This is a genomic window from Pseudomonas sp. 43A (assembly GCF_013363935.1).
Classification (GTDB): domain Bacteria; phylum Pseudomonadota; class Gammaproteobacteria; order Pseudomonadales; family Pseudomonadaceae; genus Aquipseudomonas; species Aquipseudomonas crudilactis.
In genome coordinates, this window is the sequence record NZ_CP054880.1 from 6718608 (window position 1) to 6737386 (window position 18779).

At 59.7% G+C, this 18779-nt stretch carries 16 protein-coding genes; 6 read left to right on the plus strand and 10 right to left on the minus strand.

Annotation, left to right across the window (positions count from 1 at the left end; all coding sequences use genetic code 11):
* Nucleotides 1-2: 2 nt before the first annotated feature.
* A complete protein-coding gene (locus tag HUW52_RS29765) occupies nt 3-632 on the minus strand; it encodes a flagellar basal body-associated protein FliL (RefSeq protein ID WP_175555595.1) in 630 nt (209 codons plus the stop codon).
* 224 nt (nt 633-856) lie between these two features.
* Here HUW52_RS29765 and glpT point away from each other — a divergent pair, with 224 nt between their 5' ends.
* Nucleotides 857-2206: a glycerol-3-phosphate transporter gene (gene glpT / locus HUW52_RS29770; protein WP_016985912.1), complete on the plus strand. Its 1350-nt coding sequence runs from the start codon at nt 857-859 to the stop codon at nt 2204-2206.
* Here the strand turns inward: glpT and HUW52_RS29775 are convergent.
* From HUW52_RS29775 to HUW52_RS29805, 7 genes are all read right to left on the minus strand, one after another.
* Nucleotides 2182-2850, minus strand: coding sequence for a gamma-glutamylcyclotransferase (locus tag HUW52_RS29775; RefSeq protein ID WP_175555596.1), 669 nt, complete (start codon nt 2848-2850; stop codon nt 2182-2184). The two genes, glpT and HUW52_RS29775, sit on opposite strands and share 25 nt — an antisense overlap.
* Before the next feature lie 197 nt (nt 2851-3047).
* Nucleotides 3048-4016, minus strand: a complete 969-nt coding sequence (locus tag HUW52_RS29780; RefSeq protein WP_034151997.1) for a CDP-6-deoxy-delta-3,4-glucoseen reductase — start codon at nt 4014-4016, stop codon at nt 3048-3050.
* Nucleotides 4016-5482, minus strand: coding sequence for a 4-hydroxy-3-polyprenylbenzoate decarboxylase (gene ubiD, locus HUW52_RS29785; protein WP_034151998.1), 1467 nt, complete (start codon nt 5480-5482; stop codon nt 4016-4018). Before ubiD ends, HUW52_RS29780 begins: the two co-directional genes overlap by 1 nt.
* An 80-nt stretch (nt 5483-5562) precedes the next feature.
* A complete protein-coding gene (locus HUW52_RS29790) occupies nt 5563-7518 on the minus strand; it encodes an acyltransferase family protein (protein ID WP_175555597.1) in 1956 nt (651 codons plus the stop codon).
* A 140-nt stretch (nt 7519-7658) separates the two neighbouring features.
* Nucleotides 7659-8918, minus strand: coding sequence for a transcription termination factor Rho (gene rho / locus HUW52_RS29795; RefSeq protein WP_003229334.1), 1260 nt, complete (start codon nt 8916-8918; stop codon nt 7659-7661).
* 249 nt (nt 8919-9167) lie between these two features.
* Nucleotides 9168-9497, minus strand: coding sequence for a thioredoxin TrxA (gene trxA, locus HUW52_RS29800; RefSeq protein WP_003206727.1), 330 nt, complete (start codon nt 9495-9497; stop codon nt 9168-9170).
* Between the two features lie 120 nt (nt 9498-9617).
* On the minus strand, nt 9618-10325 hold the full coding sequence (locus HUW52_RS29805; protein WP_016985909.1) for a FadR/GntR family transcriptional regulator: 708 nt from the start codon (nt 10323-10325) through the stop codon (nt 9618-9620).
* Nucleotides 10326-10581: 256 nt separating this feature from the next.
* Here HUW52_RS29805 and HUW52_RS29810 point away from each other — a divergent pair, with 256 nt between their 5' ends.
* From HUW52_RS29810 to ppx, 5 genes are all read left to right on the plus strand, one after another.
* On the plus strand, nt 10582-11367 hold the full coding sequence (locus HUW52_RS29810; RefSeq protein WP_016985907.1) for a transporter substrate-binding domain-containing protein: 786 nt from the start codon (nt 10582-10584) through the stop codon (nt 11365-11367).
* Nucleotides 11368-11388: 21 nt separating this feature from the next.
* The gene (locus tag HUW52_RS29815; protein WP_175555598.1) at nt 11389-12057 is read left to right on the plus strand and encodes an amino acid ABC transporter permease; all 669 of its coding nucleotides are present in this window, start codon (nt 11389-11391) and stop codon (nt 12055-12057) included.
* Nucleotides 12054-12704 carry an amino acid ABC transporter permease gene (locus tag HUW52_RS29820; protein ID WP_175555599.1) on the plus strand — a complete coding sequence of 217 codons (651 nt, stop codon included), beginning with the start codon at nt 12054-12056 and terminating at the stop codon, nt 12702-12704. The genes HUW52_RS29815 and HUW52_RS29820 overlap by 4 nt, the downstream gene beginning before the upstream one ends.
* Nucleotides 12691-13428: an amino acid ABC transporter ATP-binding protein gene (locus tag HUW52_RS29825; protein WP_007911148.1), complete on the plus strand. Its 738-nt coding sequence runs from the start codon at nt 12691-12693 to the stop codon at nt 13426-13428. The genes HUW52_RS29820 and HUW52_RS29825 overlap by 14 nt, the downstream gene beginning before the upstream one ends.
* 206 nt (nt 13429-13634) lie before the next feature.
* A complete protein-coding gene (gene ppx, locus HUW52_RS29830; RefSeq protein WP_016985904.1) occupies nt 13635-15137 on the plus strand; it encodes an exopolyphosphatase in 1503 nt (500 codons plus the stop codon).
* 267 nt (nt 15138-15404) lie between these two features.
* On the opposite strand, the gene ppk1 is transcribed toward ppx, so the two are convergent.
* Both ppk1 and hemB read right to left on the minus strand, forming a co-directional pair.
* Nucleotides 15405-17630 (minus strand): polyphosphate kinase 1, encoded by a 2226-nt coding sequence (gene ppk1, locus HUW52_RS29835; RefSeq protein WP_175555600.1) that lies wholly within the window; start codon nt 17628-17630, stop codon nt 15405-15407.
* Nucleotides 17631-17648: 18 nt separating this feature from the next.
* Nucleotides 17649-18662, minus strand: a complete 1014-nt coding sequence (hemB, locus tag HUW52_RS29840) for a porphobilinogen synthase (RefSeq protein WP_175555601.1) — start codon at nt 18660-18662, stop codon at nt 17649-17651.
* Nucleotides 18663-18779 lie beyond the last annotated feature (117 nt).

Genomic DNA, 18779 nt, shown 5'->3' on the forward strand with positions numbered 1-18779 from the left:
CTTCAACGACCGGGCGACGCCGCAATGTCGCCCGGCATCAGATGTTCCTGAACCTTTTCGCTCTGTGACTCAACAAGCTTTCCCTTGTCATCGAAGCGCAGAACGATCAGCCAATCGTAAACATCGACCGGCCATTTCGGCTGGCCGATCAGCATCGGGCCATCACCGCCGAAGGCGGCAATCAGTTTGTTGATATGGCTGTGGTGCCATGCAATCAGCACGGTTTTCGCCTGATTGCTCTTGCGCAGCGAACTGACCAGATTGTCGACGTCGTTATTGGCAAACGGCTGTTCGATGGGCAATTGCAGGCGCTGGGACAGCGGAATCAGTGTCTGACGCGGTCGGATGCTTTCCGGGCTGTCGGCGGTAGCGATCAGGCGTTGGGGCGTGAGTGTCTGGTCGTCCAGTTGCAACGAGGTGAAATAGTCCGCGTAGGCAACGGCGCGCTGTTCGCCCCGGGCATTGAGTTCACGGCCCACCTCAGGCTTTTCCGCATGGCGGACGATCAATACGGTGACATTGCGCAGGCCTGGCGCTGCAGAACCCTGCGCGAAGCTCAACACCAGCACTGAAGCAGCCACAACAGCAACCATCAACAGTCTGGGCAATAGCCCGCGAACTTTCGGGGTCATCGTTTATCTCGCGAAATCAGTCGATCTGTAGATCGCGAGTCTAAGTCACAACGTCCCGACCGCCACAAAAACGCCCTGTTCTTACAGCTGAGCGACAGGTTCGTAAAGGAACGCGCGACTTCCAACATTTTCCGCTATTTGCTCGATGCGAACCGGTGCTATTTTCGGTAACGAAACTGTAACATTCGCATCCGCAGTCAAAACAAGAAATCTGGAGCTCTTGAATGTTTGCTTTCTTTCGTCCTGCCGCACATCAGGCTCCATTGCCTGAAGAAAAAATAGACAGCACGTACCGACGCCTGCGCTGGCAGATCTTCGCCGGTATTTTCTTTGGCTACGCGGGTTATTACCTGCTGCGCAAAAACTTCTCCCTGGCCATGCCGTACCTGATCGACGAAGGCTACAGCCGCGGCGATCTGGGCCTGGCGATGTCGGCGATCGCCATTGCTTATGGTTTGTCGAAATTCCTCATGGGCCTGGTGTCCGACCGTTCCAACCCGCGCTACTTCCTGCCGTTCGGCCTGCTGGTGTCGGCCGGGGTGATGTTCATTTTCGGTTTCGCACCTTGGGCAACGTCCAGCGTGACCATGATGTTCATTCTGTTGTTCATCAACGGCTGGGCCCAGGGTATGGGCTGGCCGCCAAGTGGCCGGACCATGGTGCACTGGTGGTCGCAGAAGGAACGCGGCGGCGTGGTTTCAGTGTGGAACGTGGCGCATAACGTTGGCGGCGGCCTGATCGGCCCGCTGTTCCTGCTCGGCATGGGCTTGTTCAACGACTGGCATGCAGCGTTTTACGTACCGGCAGCCGTGGCGCTGGGCGTGGCGGTATTTGCCTTCATCACCATGCGCGACACCCCGCAATCGGTCGGCCTGCCACCCATCGAGAAGTACAAGAACGATTACCCGGAAGGCTACGACGCCAGCCACGAAGACGAATTCAGTGCCAAGGAAATCTTCGTCAAATACGTGCTGCGCAACAAAATGCTCTGGTACATCGCCATGGCTAACGTTTTCGTTTACCTGCTGCGCTACGGCGTACTGGACTGGGCGCCGACCTACCTGAAAGAAGCCAAGGGTTTCACCGTCGATAAAACTTCGTGGGCTTACTTCTTCTACGAGTGGGCGGGCATTCCCGGCACGCTGCTGTGCGGCTGGATGTCGGACAAGATATTCCGTGGCAACCGTGGCCTGACCGGTATGGTGTTCATGGCGCTGGTGACCGTGGCGACCCTGGTTTACTGGCTGAACCCGGCCGGCAACCCGACCGTTGACATGATCGCGCTGTTTTCGATCGGCTTCCTGATCTACGGCCCGGTGATGTTGATCGGTCTGCAGGCGCTGGAACTGGCGCCGAAGAAAGCCGCCGGCACGGCTGCGGGTTTCACCGGCCTGTTCGGCTATCTGGGTGGTTCGGTCGCGGCCAGTGCGGCGATGGGCTACACCGTTGACCACTTCGGCTGGGACGGCGGTTTCGTCCTGCTGGTGGGCGCTTGCCTGCTGGCGATGGCCTTCCTCGCCCCGACGCTATGGCACAAGCAAGTCGCCAGTCAGAGCCGTGAAGCAGTCGCTTGATCGCTTTGTGATTTACAGCGCTTGAGCCGCGCCTCCAGATTACGGTCTGGCATGGCGTGGCTGCGCAGGGCGTGGGCGGTCTGCTCGACATAATCGCGAGTGGTGCCGTAACGCCCGCAAGCGCTTGCGAACACCTGGCTCAGCACGTGATCCGGCAAGTTGCCGGCATAGCTGGGCAGGTGTCGCTCCAAAACGAATCCCAAGGCCTGCACCTGGCTACCGTCGGCAAGACGGCAGTTGAGCCAGTGTGGCCGATAGGATGGCACCGGCATCTCGCGTTTCCACAACGCGTACAGCGCCGCATCGAGATTGTCTTCCGGCAAGCGATAAGCGAAGCCGCTGCACGAACCGCCACGATCCAGACCAAACACCAGTCCCGGCATTTCCGGCGTACCGCGGTGCTCGTGGGACCACAGGTACAAGCCGCGATGGTAGCCATGCACGCGCCCGCGAACCCGCTCCACCGCCGAACATTCCGGGCGCCATATCAGCGAACCGTAGGCGAACAGCCACACCGGCCCGCCCTTGTGGCGCGCCATGGTCGATTGCATGGAAGCGAGAAGTTGTTCATGCGTCAGCTGCGGCCCAAGATCGAGCCGCGGAGGGTAATTCAAATTCAGAAAAGCGTTTTCAATGGCGCTCATGGCGAATAGCGTTCAGCTCCCCGCGGGTGAAGAATTACTTAATAGAACGCACCGCTGTAACAATAAGGCACATATGTTTTAAGGCAATTTGAGTGCCATGGCACAGTTCTTAATTGATTGCCTGATTGATATATAACCTAGCGGTATTTATGCAATTAGATAAATACCGATCGGCTATATAGAGAGTTATAACGAATTCAGGAACGAGGGGCGTACGCGAACACATCGGCGCGCATTTGATGGGCATCCATCCCAGCTTCGACCAAGGCGTCGAGTGTGCCGTAGACCATGGCCGGCGAGCCGCTGGCGTAGACGTGCAGCGGTTTCAGGTCAGGGAAGTCCTCGCAGACCGCCTCGTGCAGCATGCCGCAGCGCCCTTCCCAACCGCATTGATCACTGACGACTTTGTGCAGGAACAGGTTGGGCAACTTCAGCCATTCGTCCCAGTGTTCGATCTCATAGAAATCTTCTGGGCGGCGCACGCCCCAGTACAGATGCACCGGGTGCTTGAAGCCGTTGGCGCGGCAGTGCTCGATCAGGGCGTGAATCTGGCCCATGCCGGTACCGGCGGCGACCAGCACCAGCGGCCCATCCGGCAGCTCGGCCAGATGCGTATCACCGAATGGCAGCTCGACCCGCACCATCGCGTTGCGTTGCAGCTGTTCAATCAGGCTCAGTGCACTGGCTTCGCGCGCCAGTACGTGGATTTCCAGATCACGCCCGCCGTGCGGTGCCGAGGCCATGGAGAATGCTGATTTCTCACCATTCTCGCGCTCGATCATCAAATACTGCCCGGCGTGATAGCGCGGTGGCTTGCCCGCCGGCGCACGCAGACGCACGCGCCAGGTGTCGCCGCCGACGTCGCGGCATTCGATGACCTGACATGACAGGCTGCGCACCGGCAGTTCTCCCAGCGCGAGCACGCCATCCCACAGCAGGATGCAGTCTTCCAGTGGCTCGGCTATGCAAGTGTAGAACTCGCCGTGGTCATGCACCTTGCCGTCCTGCGCGACACTACCTTCAACCAGCAGCGCCGCACACACATGACAATTGCCGTTGCGGCAGCTTTGCGGGCATTCGTAGCCCAGGCGCCGCGCGCCATCGAGAATCCGCTCACCGGGCTGTATCTCAAGCACTGCTCCGGAGGGCTGCAGGGTTACACGCATCAATCTATTCCTAACTGATTCCAGATGGCATCGATCCGTTGGGTGACGGCGTCGTCCTTGACGATCACACGACCCCACTCGCGAGTGGTTTCGCCCGGCCACTTGTGGGTGGCATCGAGGCCCATTTTCGAACCCAGGCCGGAAATCGGCGAGGCGAAGTCGAGGTAGTCGATCGGCGTGTTATCGATCATCACCGTGTCGCGCTTGGGGTCCATGCGCGTGGTGATGGCCCAGATCACGTCGTTCCAGTCACGGGCGTTGATATCGTCGTCGGTGACGATAACGAACTTGGTGTACATGAACTGTCGCAAAAACGACCAGACACCGAGCATCACGCGCTTGGCATGCCCCGGATACGACTTCTTCATGGTCACGATGGCCATGCGGTACGAGCAGCCTTCCGGCGGCAGGTAGAAATCGGTGATTTCCGGAAACTGCTTCTGCAGGATCGGCACGAACACTTCGTTCAGCGCCACGCCAAGGATCGCTGGCTCATCCGGCGGACGGCCGGTGTAGGTGCTGTGGTAGATCGGCTTGATCCGGTGGGTAATGCGCTCGACGGTGAACACCGGGAAGCTGTCGACTTCGTTGTAATAACCGGTGTGGTCGCCGTACGGGCCTTCATCGGCCATTTCGCCCGGATGGATCACACCTTCGAGAATGATCTCGGCAGTGGCCGGCACTTGCAAGTCGTTGCCCCGGCACTTGACGAGTTCGGTGCGGTTACCGCGCAAGAGGCCCGCGAATGCATATTCGGAGAGGCTGTCCGGCACTGGCGTCACCGCGCCGAGGATGGTCGCCGGATCTGCGCCCAGCGCCACCGACACCGGGAACGGCTGACCCGGATGCTTCTCGCACCATTCGCGATAGTCCAGCGCGCCGCCACGGTGGCTGAGCCAGCGCATGATCACCTTGTTGCGGCCGATCACTTGCTGACGGTAGATGCCGAGGTTCTGGCGTTCTTTATTCGGGCCTTTTGTGACAGTCAGACCCCAAGTGATCAGCGGACCGACGTCGCCGGGCCAGCAGGTCTGCACCGGCAGCATCGCGAGGTCGACGTCGTCGCCTTCAATGACCACTTCCTGGCAGACCGCGTCTTTGACGACTTTCGGCGCCATCGAAATGATCTTGCGGAAAATCGGCAGTTTCGACCACGCGTCTTTCAAGCCCTTCGGTGGCTCCGGCTCCTTGAGGAAGGCCAACAGCTTGCCGATTTCACGCAGCTCGCTGACCGACTCGGCGCCCATGCCCATGGCCACCCGTTCAGGCGTACCAAACAGGTTGCCGAGCACCGGAATGTCGTAGCCAGTCGGTTTTTCGAACAGCAGCGCCGGGCCCTTGGCCCGCAGCGTACGGTCGCACACCTCGGTCATCTCCAGCACCGGCGAGACGGGAATCTGGATGCGTTTCAACTCTCCGCGCTGCTCAAGCTGCTGCACGAAATCCCGAAGATCCTTGAATTTCATTGACGATGGCACCCTCAAAATAGGCGTACATCCTACCTGCTCTGACGGGCAAACAGCAGCCCGTCAGGCACCGGCATCGCTCAATTGTGGCTCGTGCCCAGCAGCAGCGGTGCAAACAGCGGGCTCAGTCGGGCACTGCCGGCATCCGACAGGTGATCCTCATCCTTGTACTGCGAATGACCATTGACCTCGATACTGCAGATTCCGTTCGCACACATCAGCGGTGTTGGATCGATCACGTGAACCCCCGGATCGGCGGCGCTCATGGCGTCGAACAAGGTACTGAGGAACTGCTGTCGCGCCAGATGCTCTTCAAGCGGACGGCCCAGCCCTTCGGCCGAACGCCCGATGCGCGCCAGACTGGTCAACCGGTTGATGATGCCTTTACGTTGTAAAGGCACTTCTTTGAACAACCAGACTTGCGCGCCCGCTGCTCTCAGCGCAGCCACTCGCGCCTTGAGTGCTGCGGCCATGCGTTGCTCGGCCTGGGCAGTAGTGTCGTGAGCGTTGAGCAGTACTTTTTTATCGCCGTCTTCACGGCCGTACACATAAAGGCTCCAGTTCGAGGCCAGCACTACGTCCTTGATACCCAGACTGCGCACACGCTCCATGGTTTGTTCGTTGAAGTCTTTGCAACGCTGACGCGGATCATCGCTCAGAATCGGTGGGCAGGCACTCATGCTGTACAGCCACACCGGACGTCCTTCGCGGCGGGCATTGCTTTCGATGGCCGGCAGCAACGCAGCGGTGTGGCTGTCGCCCCAGAACAATTGCGTGGCCGGGACATCCTCGCGACCACCTACCAGGCACGCCTTGTCCAGCGACTTGTCCTGGGTGACCAACATGCACTTCATCTGCCCGGCGCGCCATTCCCTCGACTGTGCATATTCCAGCGCTTTGCCGGTCAGCCGTTGTGGCACACCGTCAGCTGAACGGATCGCCGAGCCCGTCGCCACCAACACGACAATCGCAGCCACAGCCCCAGCCAATATGGCGTTACGCCCGGCCAGCAGGCGTTTTTCCCGAAACGGCAACTCGACGTAGCGCAGGCTCAGCCACGCCAGTCCCAGCGCCATGGCCATCCAGGCGAACGCCTCGACAGGCTGAATACCGTCGATGGAAATCGCGTTGGCGTAGACAAAGACCGGCCAATGCCACAGGTACAGCGAATAGGAGAGCAACCCGACCCAGACCAACGGCCGCAGGCTCAAGAGTTGCGCGGTCCAGCTCTGACCCTGCGCACCCGACCAGATCAATGCCGTGGTACCCAGTACTGGCAGCAACGCCGCCCAGCCCGGAAACACCGTAGATTTGTCGAACGTCAACACCGCAAACAGCACGGCAGCCAGACCCGCGATGCCAACCGTTTGATACAACCACGGGCGCACCGCCTGCTTCGGCGCCGGCGTCACCGCGAGCATCGCGCCGCAGAGCAGCTCCCAGGCCCGGGTCGGCAGCGAGAAGAAGGTGAATTCCGGTTTGTGTTCGATATACGCGATATTCAAGCCAAACGACACCAGCAACGCCGCGAACAACATCCAGCGCCAATGCCGGACATAACGGATCAGCACCGCCATCAGCAGTGGAAAGAAGATGTAGTACTGCTCTTCTACCGCCAGCGACCAGGTATGCAGCAGCGGCTTCAGATCGGAGGCCGGCTGGAAGTAGCCATCCTCACGCATGAACAGGATGTTGGAGATGAACAATGACTGATAGCGCACTGTTCGCCCAAGCTCGGAGAAATCCTTGGCCGTCAGCAACAGCCAGCCCAGCGCCAACGTGACCAGCATGACCACGCTCAGCGCAGGAATGATGCGACGGGCACGGCGCGCCCAGAAATCAATGAAACTGAAGCGCTGTGCGCTGATTTCACGGAACAGAATGGTGGTGATCAGGAACCCGGAAATGACGAAAAAGACGTCCACCCCGACAAAACCACCACTGAATGTACTGAATCCGAAATGAAACAGTACGACAGGAATAACCGCCAGTGCCCGTAATCCGTCGATATCACGGCGATTGCCAAACGTGTGCATGAAAAACCTTTCTCTTTTTGGATACAGCGTCCCTGGAAAGCGCGAAAGTTATCAGCAGCGTACATTTCAATCCAGACACAAATAATCCGGCGCAAAAAAAACGCCCCTTTCGGGGCGTTCTTTTTCAAACCGCTTACGTATTACTTGCGCTTCATCGACAAGAAGAACTCGTCGTTGGTCTTGGTCGTTTTCAGCTTGTCGACCAGGAACTCGATGGCCGCCACTTCGTCCATCGGGTGCAGCAGCTTGCGCAGAATCCACATACGCTGCAGTTCGTCGTCAGCAGTCAGCAACTCTTCGCGGCGGGTGCCGGAGCGGTTGATGTTGATGGCAGGGAACACGCGCTTCTCGGCGATCTTGCGATCCAGAGGCAGCTCCATGTTGCCGGTACCCTTGAACTCTTCGTAGATCACTTCGTCCATCTTCGAACCGGTTTCAACCAGCGCGGTGGCGATAATGGTCAGCGAGCCGCCTTCTTCGATGTTACGCGCAGCACCGAAGAAACGCTTTGGCTTCTCCAGGGCGTGGGCATCGACACCACCGGTCAATACCTTGCCGGAGCTCGGGATCACGGTGTTGTAGGCACGGGCCAGACGGGTGATGGAGTCGAGCAGGATCACCACGTCTTTCTTGTGCTCGACCAGGCGCTTGGCCTTCTCGATCACCATTTCGGCAACCTGCACGTGACGGGTCGGCGGCTCGTCGAAGGTCGAGGCAACCACTTCGCCGCGCACGGTGCGCTGCATTTCGGTCACTTCTTCCGGACGTTCGTCGATCAGCAGCACGATCAGGTGAACTTCAGGGTTGTTACGGGCGATGTTCGCTGCGATGTTTTGCAGCATGATCGTTTTACCGGCTTTCGGCGGTGCAACGATCAGACCACGCTGGCCTTTGCCGATCGGGGCACACAGGTCGATCACACGACCGGTCAAGTCTTCGGTGGAACCGTTGCCGGCTTCCATCTTCATGCGCACGGTCGGGAACAGCGGGGTCAGGTTCTCGAAGAGAATCTTGTTTTTCGCGTTCTCGGGACGATCGAAGTTGATCGTGTCGACCTTGAGCAGGGCGAAATACCGCTCGCCTTCCTTCGGAGGGCGGATCTTGCCAACGATGGTGTCACCGGTGCGCAAGTTGAAGCGGCGGATCTGGCTTGGCGAGACGTAGATATCGTCCGGGCCGGCCAGGTAGGAAGCGTCAGCGGAGCGCAGGAAGCCGAAGCCGTCCTGGAGAATCTCCAGCACGCCATCACCGGAGATTTCCTCGCCGCTTTTCGCGTGCTTTTTCAGCAGGGAGAAAATCACGTCCTGCTTGCGCGAACGGGCCATATTTTCTATGCCCATCTGTTCGGCCAATTCGAGCAGTTCGGTAATCGGCTTTTGCTTGAGTTCAGTCAGATTCATATAGGAATGACGTAATCATTTATGGAGGGGGGGAAATTAAGCTTTTGGCTTAATGAGGCCGCGCCGCAGAGAAGGCGACAGGATCGCGAACTAATTCGAAAAGGAGTGCGTCGGCGACGGCTAGCAGGGGGCAATGGAGAAACCAGTGCGGGGCCGAATGTACCACCTGAGTTTCGGAGCGTCTAGCCCTGAATACGCAAAAAGCCCCGCTAATTGCGGGGCTTTTTTTCAGGCACTTTACAGCGACGCTTAGATGTTGGCGTCGAGGAAAGCAGCCAGTTGCGACTTCGACAGGGCGCCGACTTTGGTCGCTTCAACGTTGCCGTTCTTGAACAGCATCAGCGTCGGGATACCACGCACGCCGTGCTTGGCAGGGGTTTCCTGGTTTTCGTCGATGTTCAGTTTGGCAACGGTCAGCTTGCCTTTGTAAGTCTCGGCAATCTCGTCCAGTACCGGAGCGATCATTTTGCAAGGACCGCACCATTCAGCCCAGTAATCGACCAGGACAGCGCCTTCGGCCTTGAGTACGTCGGCTTCGAAGCTAGCGTCGCTAACGTGTTTGATAAGATCGCTGCTCATGGAATTCTCCAGGTTGTAAGCAAAAAAACGTGGCCCATCATAGCCGCCCTTCCCCTGTTCAGGAAGCCGCAGTTGATTGAGTCTTGCTATGGCACTCGATGAGTTTGGGTATAGCTCAAGTCACGCGGTGGCGGGGGCAATGAAGGAAATTCCGGTACGCAGGGCGGCGTTGCGCACGTGTTCCTGCATGGCTTTTTGCGCCGCACCCGACGCCCGGCGCGCGAGAGCCCGGAGGATCTTGCGGTGTTCCTGCCAGGTTTCCATGGCGCGCTCGGCGCGGATGAACGGTAGTTTCTGGCTCTCCAGGAACATCTCGGCGCTGGCGGTGAGGATGTTCAGCATCGCCTGATTGCCGCTGGCCAATAGAATGCGCCGGTGGAATTCGAAGTCGAGTTTCGCCGCTGCTTCAAAGTCACCGACCTTCAATTGCTCGCGCATGGCCGCGACATTGTCTTCCAGCGCATCCAGATCGAAGGTACTCAACGTCACCGTCGCCAGCCCGGCGGCAAACCCTTCGAGCGCATAGCGCAACTGAAAGATATCCAGCGGCGACGCCTGCGCAGCAAATGACCAGCCCGGCGCGCTGTCGCCGCGCGACAACTCCACTGGTGCCTGCACGAACACGCCTTTGCCTGGCTGAATACTGACCACACCCAACGCACTCAGCGACGACAGCGCCTCACGCAACGACGCCCGGCTGACGCCCAGTTGCAACGCCAGATCCCGTTGCGACGGCAAGGCATCGCCCGGACCGAAGCCCTGCTCGGTGATCAGTTTGCGGATCGCTTGCAGCGCCACTTCGGGTACCGCACGGGAAATCGAATTCATGGTTTTTCAGACGCGTCAGGCCAATGTGCGGCTAGTTGTAAAGCTATTCGCCGAGTCCGGCAAGTCGTGCCCCAGCGGGGTTCGGTTCGGCGGGTCGATGCGCGATAGCAGTGCGAAAAACAACCTGACTGTTCAGACCAGTAAGACCGAACAAACCCGCTAAAACCATGGCCTGCCGGGACGAAAACCGCGTATTGGCACGGCCCATGCTCTGTCCGATCGCAGAAATCACTTCCCGCCGATCCGGAGATTGTTCATGACCAAGCGTTACAGCGCCCTCCTCGCCGCCCTGTTTTCTTCTTTGTTGCTCAGCCAGGCTCCCGCTCACGCCGACGGTCTCGACGACGTGGTCAAACGCGGCACGCTGAAAGTCGCTGTACCTCAGGACTTCCCGCCCTTCGGCTCGGTCGGCCCGGACATGAAACCGCGCGGTCTCGATATCGACACGGCAAAACTGCTGGCCGAGCAACTCAAGGTCAAACTCGAGCTGACCCCGGTCAACAGCACCAACCGCATCCCGTTCCTGACCACTGGCAAAGTCGACCTGGTGATTTCCAGCCTCGGCAAAAACCCCGAGCGCGAGAAAGTCATCGACTTCTCCCGCGCCTATGCACCGTTCTACCTCGCCGTGTTCGGCCCGCCAGACGCCGCCATCGCCAGCCTCGATGACCTCAAAGGCAAGACCATCAGCGTCACCCGTGGCGCCATCGAAGACATCGAACTGAGCAAAGTCGCCCCAGAAGGCGTGACCATCAAACGCTTCGAAGACAACAACTCGACCATCGCCGCCTACCTCGCCGGCCAGGTCGACCTGATCGCCAGCGGCAACGTGGTGATGGTCGCGATCAGCGAGAAGAACCCGAAACGTGTGCCCGCGCTGAAAGTGAAGCTCAAGGATTCGCCGGTTTACGTCGGCGTGAACAAGAACGAAGCGGCGCTGCTGGCCAAGGTCAACGACATCCTGACCACCGCCAAGGCTGACGGCGCACTGGAAAAGAACTCGCAGACCTGGCTGAAAGAGCCGCTGCCGGCCGATCTCTGATCGACTGCGCGGGAGATTTTCATGGCTTATCAGTTCGATTTCATGCCGGTGGTGGAAAACACCGACCTGTTGCTGCGCGGGGCACTATTCACCCTTGAGCTGACCGCCATCGGCGCGTTGCTCGGGGTTAGCGTGGGGATTGTCGGGGCGCTGGTGCGGGCGTGGAACATCCGCCCGTTCTCGGCGATTTTCGGCGTCTACGTCGAGTTGATCCGCAACACGCCGTTTCTGGTGCAGTTGTTCTTCATCTTCTTCGGTTTGCCGTCGCTGGGCGTGCAGATTTCCGAGTGGCAAGCGGCGGTGCTGGCGATGGTGATCAACCTTGGCGCCTATTCGACCGAGATCATCCGTGCGGGTATTCAAGCAATCCCGCGCGGACAGCTGGAAGCCGCAGCGGCATTGGCGATGACCCGCTTCGAAGCGTTCCGTCATGTGGTTTTGCTGCCGGCGCTGGGCAAGGTCTGGCCGGCCCTGAGCAGCCAGATCATCATCGTCATGCTCGGTTCGGCGGTGTGTTCGCAGATCGCCACCGAAGAGTTGAGTTTTGCCGCCAACTTCATTCAGTCGCGCAACTTCCGCGCTTTTGAAACCTATGCGCTGACCACGCTGATCTATCTGTGCATGGCGCTGCTGATCCGCCAGGTGCTCAACTGGATCGGTCGCCGCTACATCAGCAGGAGCCGAGCATGAGCGATTTCACCTTCTGGGACATCCTGCGCAACCTGCTCGTCGGCCTGCAATGGACGCTCGCGTTGTCGCTGGTGGCGTTCATTGGCGGCGGGATCGTCGGGCTGCTGATCCTGATCATGCGCATCTCGAAAAACTCTCTGCCAAGCAGCATCGCCCGCACCTGGATCGAACTGTTCCAGGGCACGCCGCTGTTGATGCAGTTGTTTCTGGTGTTCTTCGGCGTGGCCCTGGCCGGGATCGAAATCTCGCCGTGGATGGCCGCAGCGATTGCCCTGACCTTGTTTACCAGTGCCTATCTGGCAGAGATCTGGCGCGGCTGCGTCGATTCGATCGCGCATGGCCAGTGGGAAGCTTCGGCGAGTCTGGCGCTCAATCCGCTGGAGCAACTGCGCTACGTGATCCTGCCGCAAGCGCTGCGCATTGCCGTGGCGCCGACCGTGGGGTTCTCGGTGCAAGTGGTCAAAGGCACCGCCGTGACCTCGATCATCGGCTTCACCGAGCTGACCAAGACCGGCGGCATGCTCGCCAACGCCACATTCGAACCGTTCATGGTCTACGGCCTCGTCGCCCTCGGCTACTTCCTGCTCTGCTACCCCTTGTCCCTCAGTGCGCGCTACCTGGAAAGGAGACTGCATGCCTCTGCTTAGAATTTCCGCCCTGCATAAATACTACGGCGATCACCACGTGCTCAAAGGCATCGACCTCAGCGTCGAGGAAGGCCAGGTCGTGGCGATCATCGGCCGCAGCGGCTCGGGCAAATCCACCCTGCTGCGTACGCTCAATGGTCTGGAGTCAATCAACGACGGCGTGATCGAAGTCGATGGCGAATACCTCGACGCCGCCCGCGCCGATCTGCGCAGCCTGCGGCAGAAAGTCGGCATGGTGTTTCAGCAATTCAACCTGTTCCCGCACCTGACCGTCGGCGAAAACGTGATGCTCGCGCCGCAAGTGGTGCAGAAAGTGCCGAAAGCCAAAGCGGCTGAACTGGCGCGCGAGATGCTCGAGCGCGTGGGTCTTGGGGAAAAGTTTGATGCGTTCCCGGATCGACTTTCTGGCGGTCAGCAGCAGCGCGTGGCGATTGCCCGGGCATTGGCAATGTCGCCGAAGGTTCTGCTCTGCGACGAGATCACCTCGGCGCTCGACCCGGAACTGGTCAACGAAGTGCTCAGCGTGGTGCGGCAACTGGCCAAGGAAGGCATGACGCTGATCATGGTCACCCACGAAATGCGCTTTGCCCGCGAGGTCGGGGACAAACTGGTGTTCATGCACCATGGCAAGGTGCATGAGGTGGGGGATCCGAAGGTGTTGTTTGCCAATCCGCAGACGGCGGAGCTGGCGAACTTTATTGGCACCGTCGAAGCGACAGCCTGAAGATCTTCTGATGCAGTGATGGCCTCTTCGCGAGCAAGCTCGCTCCCACATTGGAATGCGGTCACCTGTGGGAGCGAGCTTGCTCGCGAATGGCCGCGCCGCGATCTCCAGACTTCTGCGCTGAATCAACGGTTTGAACCATGCGCGTTGGCGCCAGCGTTTGATCGTGGCACGATGTCGAGGTTATCGACCGAGACCCCCTGACCATGCCGCAATCCCAAGCCAAGAATCTGTCCCTGATCGCCGCAATCGACCTGGGCTCGAACAGCTTTCACATGGTCGTGGCCAAGGCCCAGAACGGCGAAATCCGCATTCTCGAGCGCCTCGGCGAGAAGGTTCAACTGGCCGCCGGCATCGACGATGAGCGCAAGCTCAACGAAGAATCGATGCAGCGTGGCCTCGATTGCCTCAAGCGCTTTGCCCAACTGATCAACGGTATGCCGCTGGGCGCCGTGCGCATCGTCGGCACCAACGCCCTGCGTGAAGCGCGCAACCGCCTCGAATTCATCCACCGCGCCGAAGAAATCCTCGGCCACCCGGTGGAAGTCATCTCCGGCCGTGAAGAAGCGCGCCTGATTTATCTGGGCGTGTCGCACACCCTTGCCGACACCCCGGGCAAACGTCTGGTCGCCGACATCGGCGGCGGCAGTACCGAATTCATCATCGGCCAGCGCTTCGAGCCGCTGCTGCGCGAAAGTCTGCAAATGGGCTGCGTCAGCTTCACCCAGCGTTACTTCAAGGACGGCAAGATCACCCCGGCCCGCTACGCCCAGGCGTACACGGCGGCACGGCTGGAGATCATGAGCATCGAACACGCTCTGCATCGGCTGACCTGGGATGAGGCCATCGGCTCCTCAGGCACCATCCGCGCCATTGGCCTGGCGCTGAAGGCCGGCGGCCACGGCACCGGCGAAGTGAACGCCGAAGGCCTGGCTTGGCTCAAGCGCCGCCTGTTCAAGCTCGGTGACGTCGACAAGATCGATTTCGAAGGCATCAAGCCTGATCGCCGGACCATTTTCCCGGCGGGTCTGGCGATTCTCGAAGCGATTTTCGACGCCCTCGAACTGCAACGCATGGATCACTGCGACGGCGCGCTGCGTGAAGGCGTGCTCTACGACCTGCTCGGCCGCCATCATCACGAAGACGTGCGCGAACGCACCCTGACCTCGCTGATGGAGCGCTACCACGTCGATCTGGAACAGGCCGCGCGAGTTGAACGCAAAGCCTTGCACGCGTTCGATCAGGTCGCGGTGGACTGGGAGTTGGATGACGGCATCTGGCGCGAACTCCTCGGCTGGGCGGCGAAAGTGCACGAAGTCGGCCTCGATATCGCGCACTATCACTACCATAAGCACGGCGCCTACCTGATCGAACACTCGGACCTTGCCGGGTTCTCCCGCGAAGACCAACAGATGCTCGCGCTATTGGTGCGCGGCCACCGCCGCAACATTCCCAAGGACAAGTTTGCCGATTTCGGTGACGACGGCGACAAGCTGATTCGCCTGTGCGTGCTGCTGCGCTTTGCGATCCTGTTCCACCACATTCGTGGGACACAGGCGATGCCGCAGGTGGTGTTGCACGCTAAGGGCAATACTTTGGATGTGGAGTTCCCGGAGAACTGGCTGGACGAAAATCAGCTGACTCAGGCGGATTTCGGGCTTGAGGCGGATTGGCTGACGCGGGTGGGGATTGTGCTTACTGTCCACTGATACACCGCAAATCCCCCCTACAAGGAATTTCAGGTACGAAAAAGGCGATCCGCAGGGATCGCCTTTTTTATTGGGTTCGGTTTTGAGATGGGAGGTGGGCCTGCCCCTCACCCCAGCCCTCTCCCGAAGGAGAGGGAGCCGATCTCCGTTGGCTTCGAAGCCTGAGTTCGACTCGATTTCTCAGGTCGACGTAACTCGCCTATCCAACACGGTCAGTCCCCTCTCCCTCTGGGAGAGGGTTAGGGTGAGGGGCTCTTGCTCTTGGCTTTAGCTGCTCACCGGCAAAATCGGGCTGCCCAACCGCTCCAGCAACGTCGCCTGCGCACTGCGCGGGTTCTGGTTACCGGTTGGCGTATTGCGAATGTAACGGCCATCCGACTGCAAGCTCCAGCTATGAGTATTGTCAGTCAGATACAACTCCAGCTCTTTTTTCACCCGGGTCAGCAGCTTCTTGCCCTCCACCGGGAAGCAAGTCTCGACGCGCTTGTCGAGGTTGCGCTCCATCCAGTCGGCGCTGGAGAGGAACATCTGCTCGTCGCCGCCATTGAGGAAGTAGAACACGCGGGTGTGCTCAAGGAAGCGACCGATGATTGAGCGCACGTGGATGTTGTGCGAAACCCCGGCAATCCCCGGACGCAGACAGCACATGCCGCGCACCACCAGGTCGATACGCACACCGGACTGGCTGGCCTTGTACAGCGCGCGAATGATCTTCGGATCGGTCAGCGAGTTGAACTTGGCAATGATGTGCGCCGGTTTGCCTTCGACGGCGAACTGGGTCTCGCGGGCAATCATGTCGAGCATGCCCTTTTTCAGGGTAAACGGCGCATGCAGCAGCTTCTTCATGCGCAGGGTTTTACCCATGCCGATCAACTGGCTGAACAGTTTGCCGACGTCTTCGCACAAGGCGTCGTCGGAAGTCAGCAGGCTGTAGTCGGTGTACAGCTTGGCGTTACCGGCGTGGTAGTTACCGGTGCCGAGGTGCGCGTAACGCACGATCTCGCCGGCTTCGCGACGCAGGATCAGCATCATCTTGGCGTGGGTCTTGAAGCCAACCACACCGTAAATCACTACCGCACCGGCCGCTTGCAGGCGGCTGGCCAGTTGCAGGTTGGATTCTTCGTCGAACCGCGCACGCAGCTCAATGACCGCCGTCACTTCCTTGCCGTTACGCGCGGCATCCACCAGTGCATCGACGATCTCGGAGTTGGCGCCGGAGCGGTACAGGGTCTGACGCACAGCGAGAACGTGCGGGTCTTTGGCGGCCTGACGCAGCAGGTCGACCACCGGGGTGAACGACTCGAACGGGTGCAGCAGCAGGATGTCCTGCTTGCTGACCACGCTGAAAATGTTTTCGCTGTTCTGCAGCAGTTTCGGAATCTGCGGGGTGAACGGCGTGTATTGCAGCTCCGGATGGCTGTCCAGACCGGTGATGCTGAACAGCCGCGTCAGGTTGACCGGGCCGTTGACCTGATACAGCTCGCTCTCGCTCAGGTTGAACTGCTTGAGCAGGTAGTCCGAGAGGTGTTTCGGGCAGGTGTCAGCGACTTCCAGACGCACCGCATCACCGTAACGACGCGAGAACAACTCGCCACGCAGGGCGCGGGCCAGGTCTTCTACATCTTCGGAGTCGAGCGCCAGGTCAGCGTTTCGGGTCAGACGGAACTGGTAGCAGCCTTTTACCTTCATGCCCTGGAACAGGTCATCGGCGTGGGCGTGGATCATCGACGACAGGAACACATAGTTGTCGCCCGGGCCGCCGACTTCTTCCGGCACCTTGATGATCCGTGGCAGCAAGCGCGGCGCCGGGATGATCGCCAGACCGGAGTCGCGACCGAAGGCGTCGATACCTTCGAGCTCGACAATGAAGTTCAGGCTCTTGTTCACCAGCAACGGGAACGGGTGCGTCGGATCGAGGCCGATCGGGGTGATGATCGGTGCGATCTCGTCGCGGAAATAGCGGCGCACCCAGGTCTTGAGCTTGACCGTCCAGTTGCGGCGACGGATGAAGCGCACCTGATGCTTTTCCAGCTCCGGCAACAGGATGTCATTGAGGATCGCGTACTGACGGTCAACGTGACCGTGGACCAGCTCGCTGATCCGCGCCAGCGCTTGATGCGGTTGCAAACCGTCGGCACCGGCCTGTTCACGGGCGAAGGTGATCTGCTTCTTCAGGCCGGCGACACGAATCTCAAAGAATTCATCGAGGTTGCTGGAGAAGATCAGCAGGAACTTCAAGCGTTCCAGCAACGGATAGGACTCGTCCAGTGCCTGTTCCAGCACGCGGATATTGAATTGCAGTTGCGAAAGCTCACGGTGGATGTACAGGCTGCTGTCATCCAGGCCTGGTATCGCAATCACTGGTGCAGCCGCGACAGGTTCGGCGACTGGCGCGGGTGGCGCAGGCTCCAGTTCCGGCGGGGTCTCGGTGATTTGCTCGACCACCGGTTGAGCTTCTTTTACTGCAACTTCCGTGAGTCCTTCGGTATTCATTGAATGTTCCTGGGAGGGCTATTTCTGCTCTCGTAACAATTGAGCGGCGCGGACAGCAAAGTAAGTCAGGATGCCATCAGCGCCGGCACGTTTAAAGGCGGTCAGTGATTCGAGAATCACCGCCTCGCTCAACCAGCCATTCTGGATCGCCGCCATGTGCATGGCGTATTCGCCGCTAACCTGATAGACGAAGGTCGGCACTTTGAAGGCATCTTTTACCCGGAAAAGAATGTCCAGATACGACATGCCGGGTTTGACCATGACCATGTCCGCGCCTTCAGACAAGTCGGCGCCGACTTCGTGCAGCGCTTCGTCGCTGTTGGCCGGGTCCATCTGATACGAGGCCTTGTTGGCCTTGCCTAGGTTCGACGCCGAACCGACCGCATCGCGGAACGGGCCGTAATAGGCGCTGGCGTACTTGGCCGAGTAAGCCATGATCCGCACGTTGACGTGGCCGGCGATTTCCAGCGCTTCGCGGATCGCCTGAATGCGACCGTCCATCATGTCCGACGGAGCCACCACCTGCGCGCCGGCTTCAGCATGGGACAACGCCTGACGAACCAGCGCGTCGACGGTAATGTCGTTCTGTACGTAGCCTTCTTCGTCGAGAATGCCGTCCTGGCCGTGGGTGGTGAACGGATCGAGCGCGACGTCGGTGATCACGCCCAGCTCAGGGAAACGCTCACGCAGAGCGCGGGTGGCGCGCTGAGCGATGCCTTCGGGATTCCAGGCCTCAGCGGCGTCGAGGGATTTCAGCTCGGGCGGAGTGACCGGGAACAGCGCCAGCGCCGGAATCCCCAGTTCCACCCACTTGGCCGCTTCTTCGAGCAGCAAATCGATCGTCAGCCGCTCTACCCCGGGCATCGAAGCCACGGCTTCGCGGCGATTTTCACCGTCGAGCACGAACACCGGCAGGATCAGGTCATCGACTGTCAGCACATTTTCCCGCACCAGCCGACGCGAAAAATCATCACGACGATTGCGCCGCAGGCGTGTGGCAGGGAACAGACGATTGGCGGGGGTAAAGCTCACGGCAGACTCCTGAGCCCGCGCAAACGGGCGAGCGTGACAGTTATAGACGGCCATTATGACGAACAGATGACAGTTGTGTGAGACCTGTGACAGGTAGCCGCATTCCATTCTCAGTGT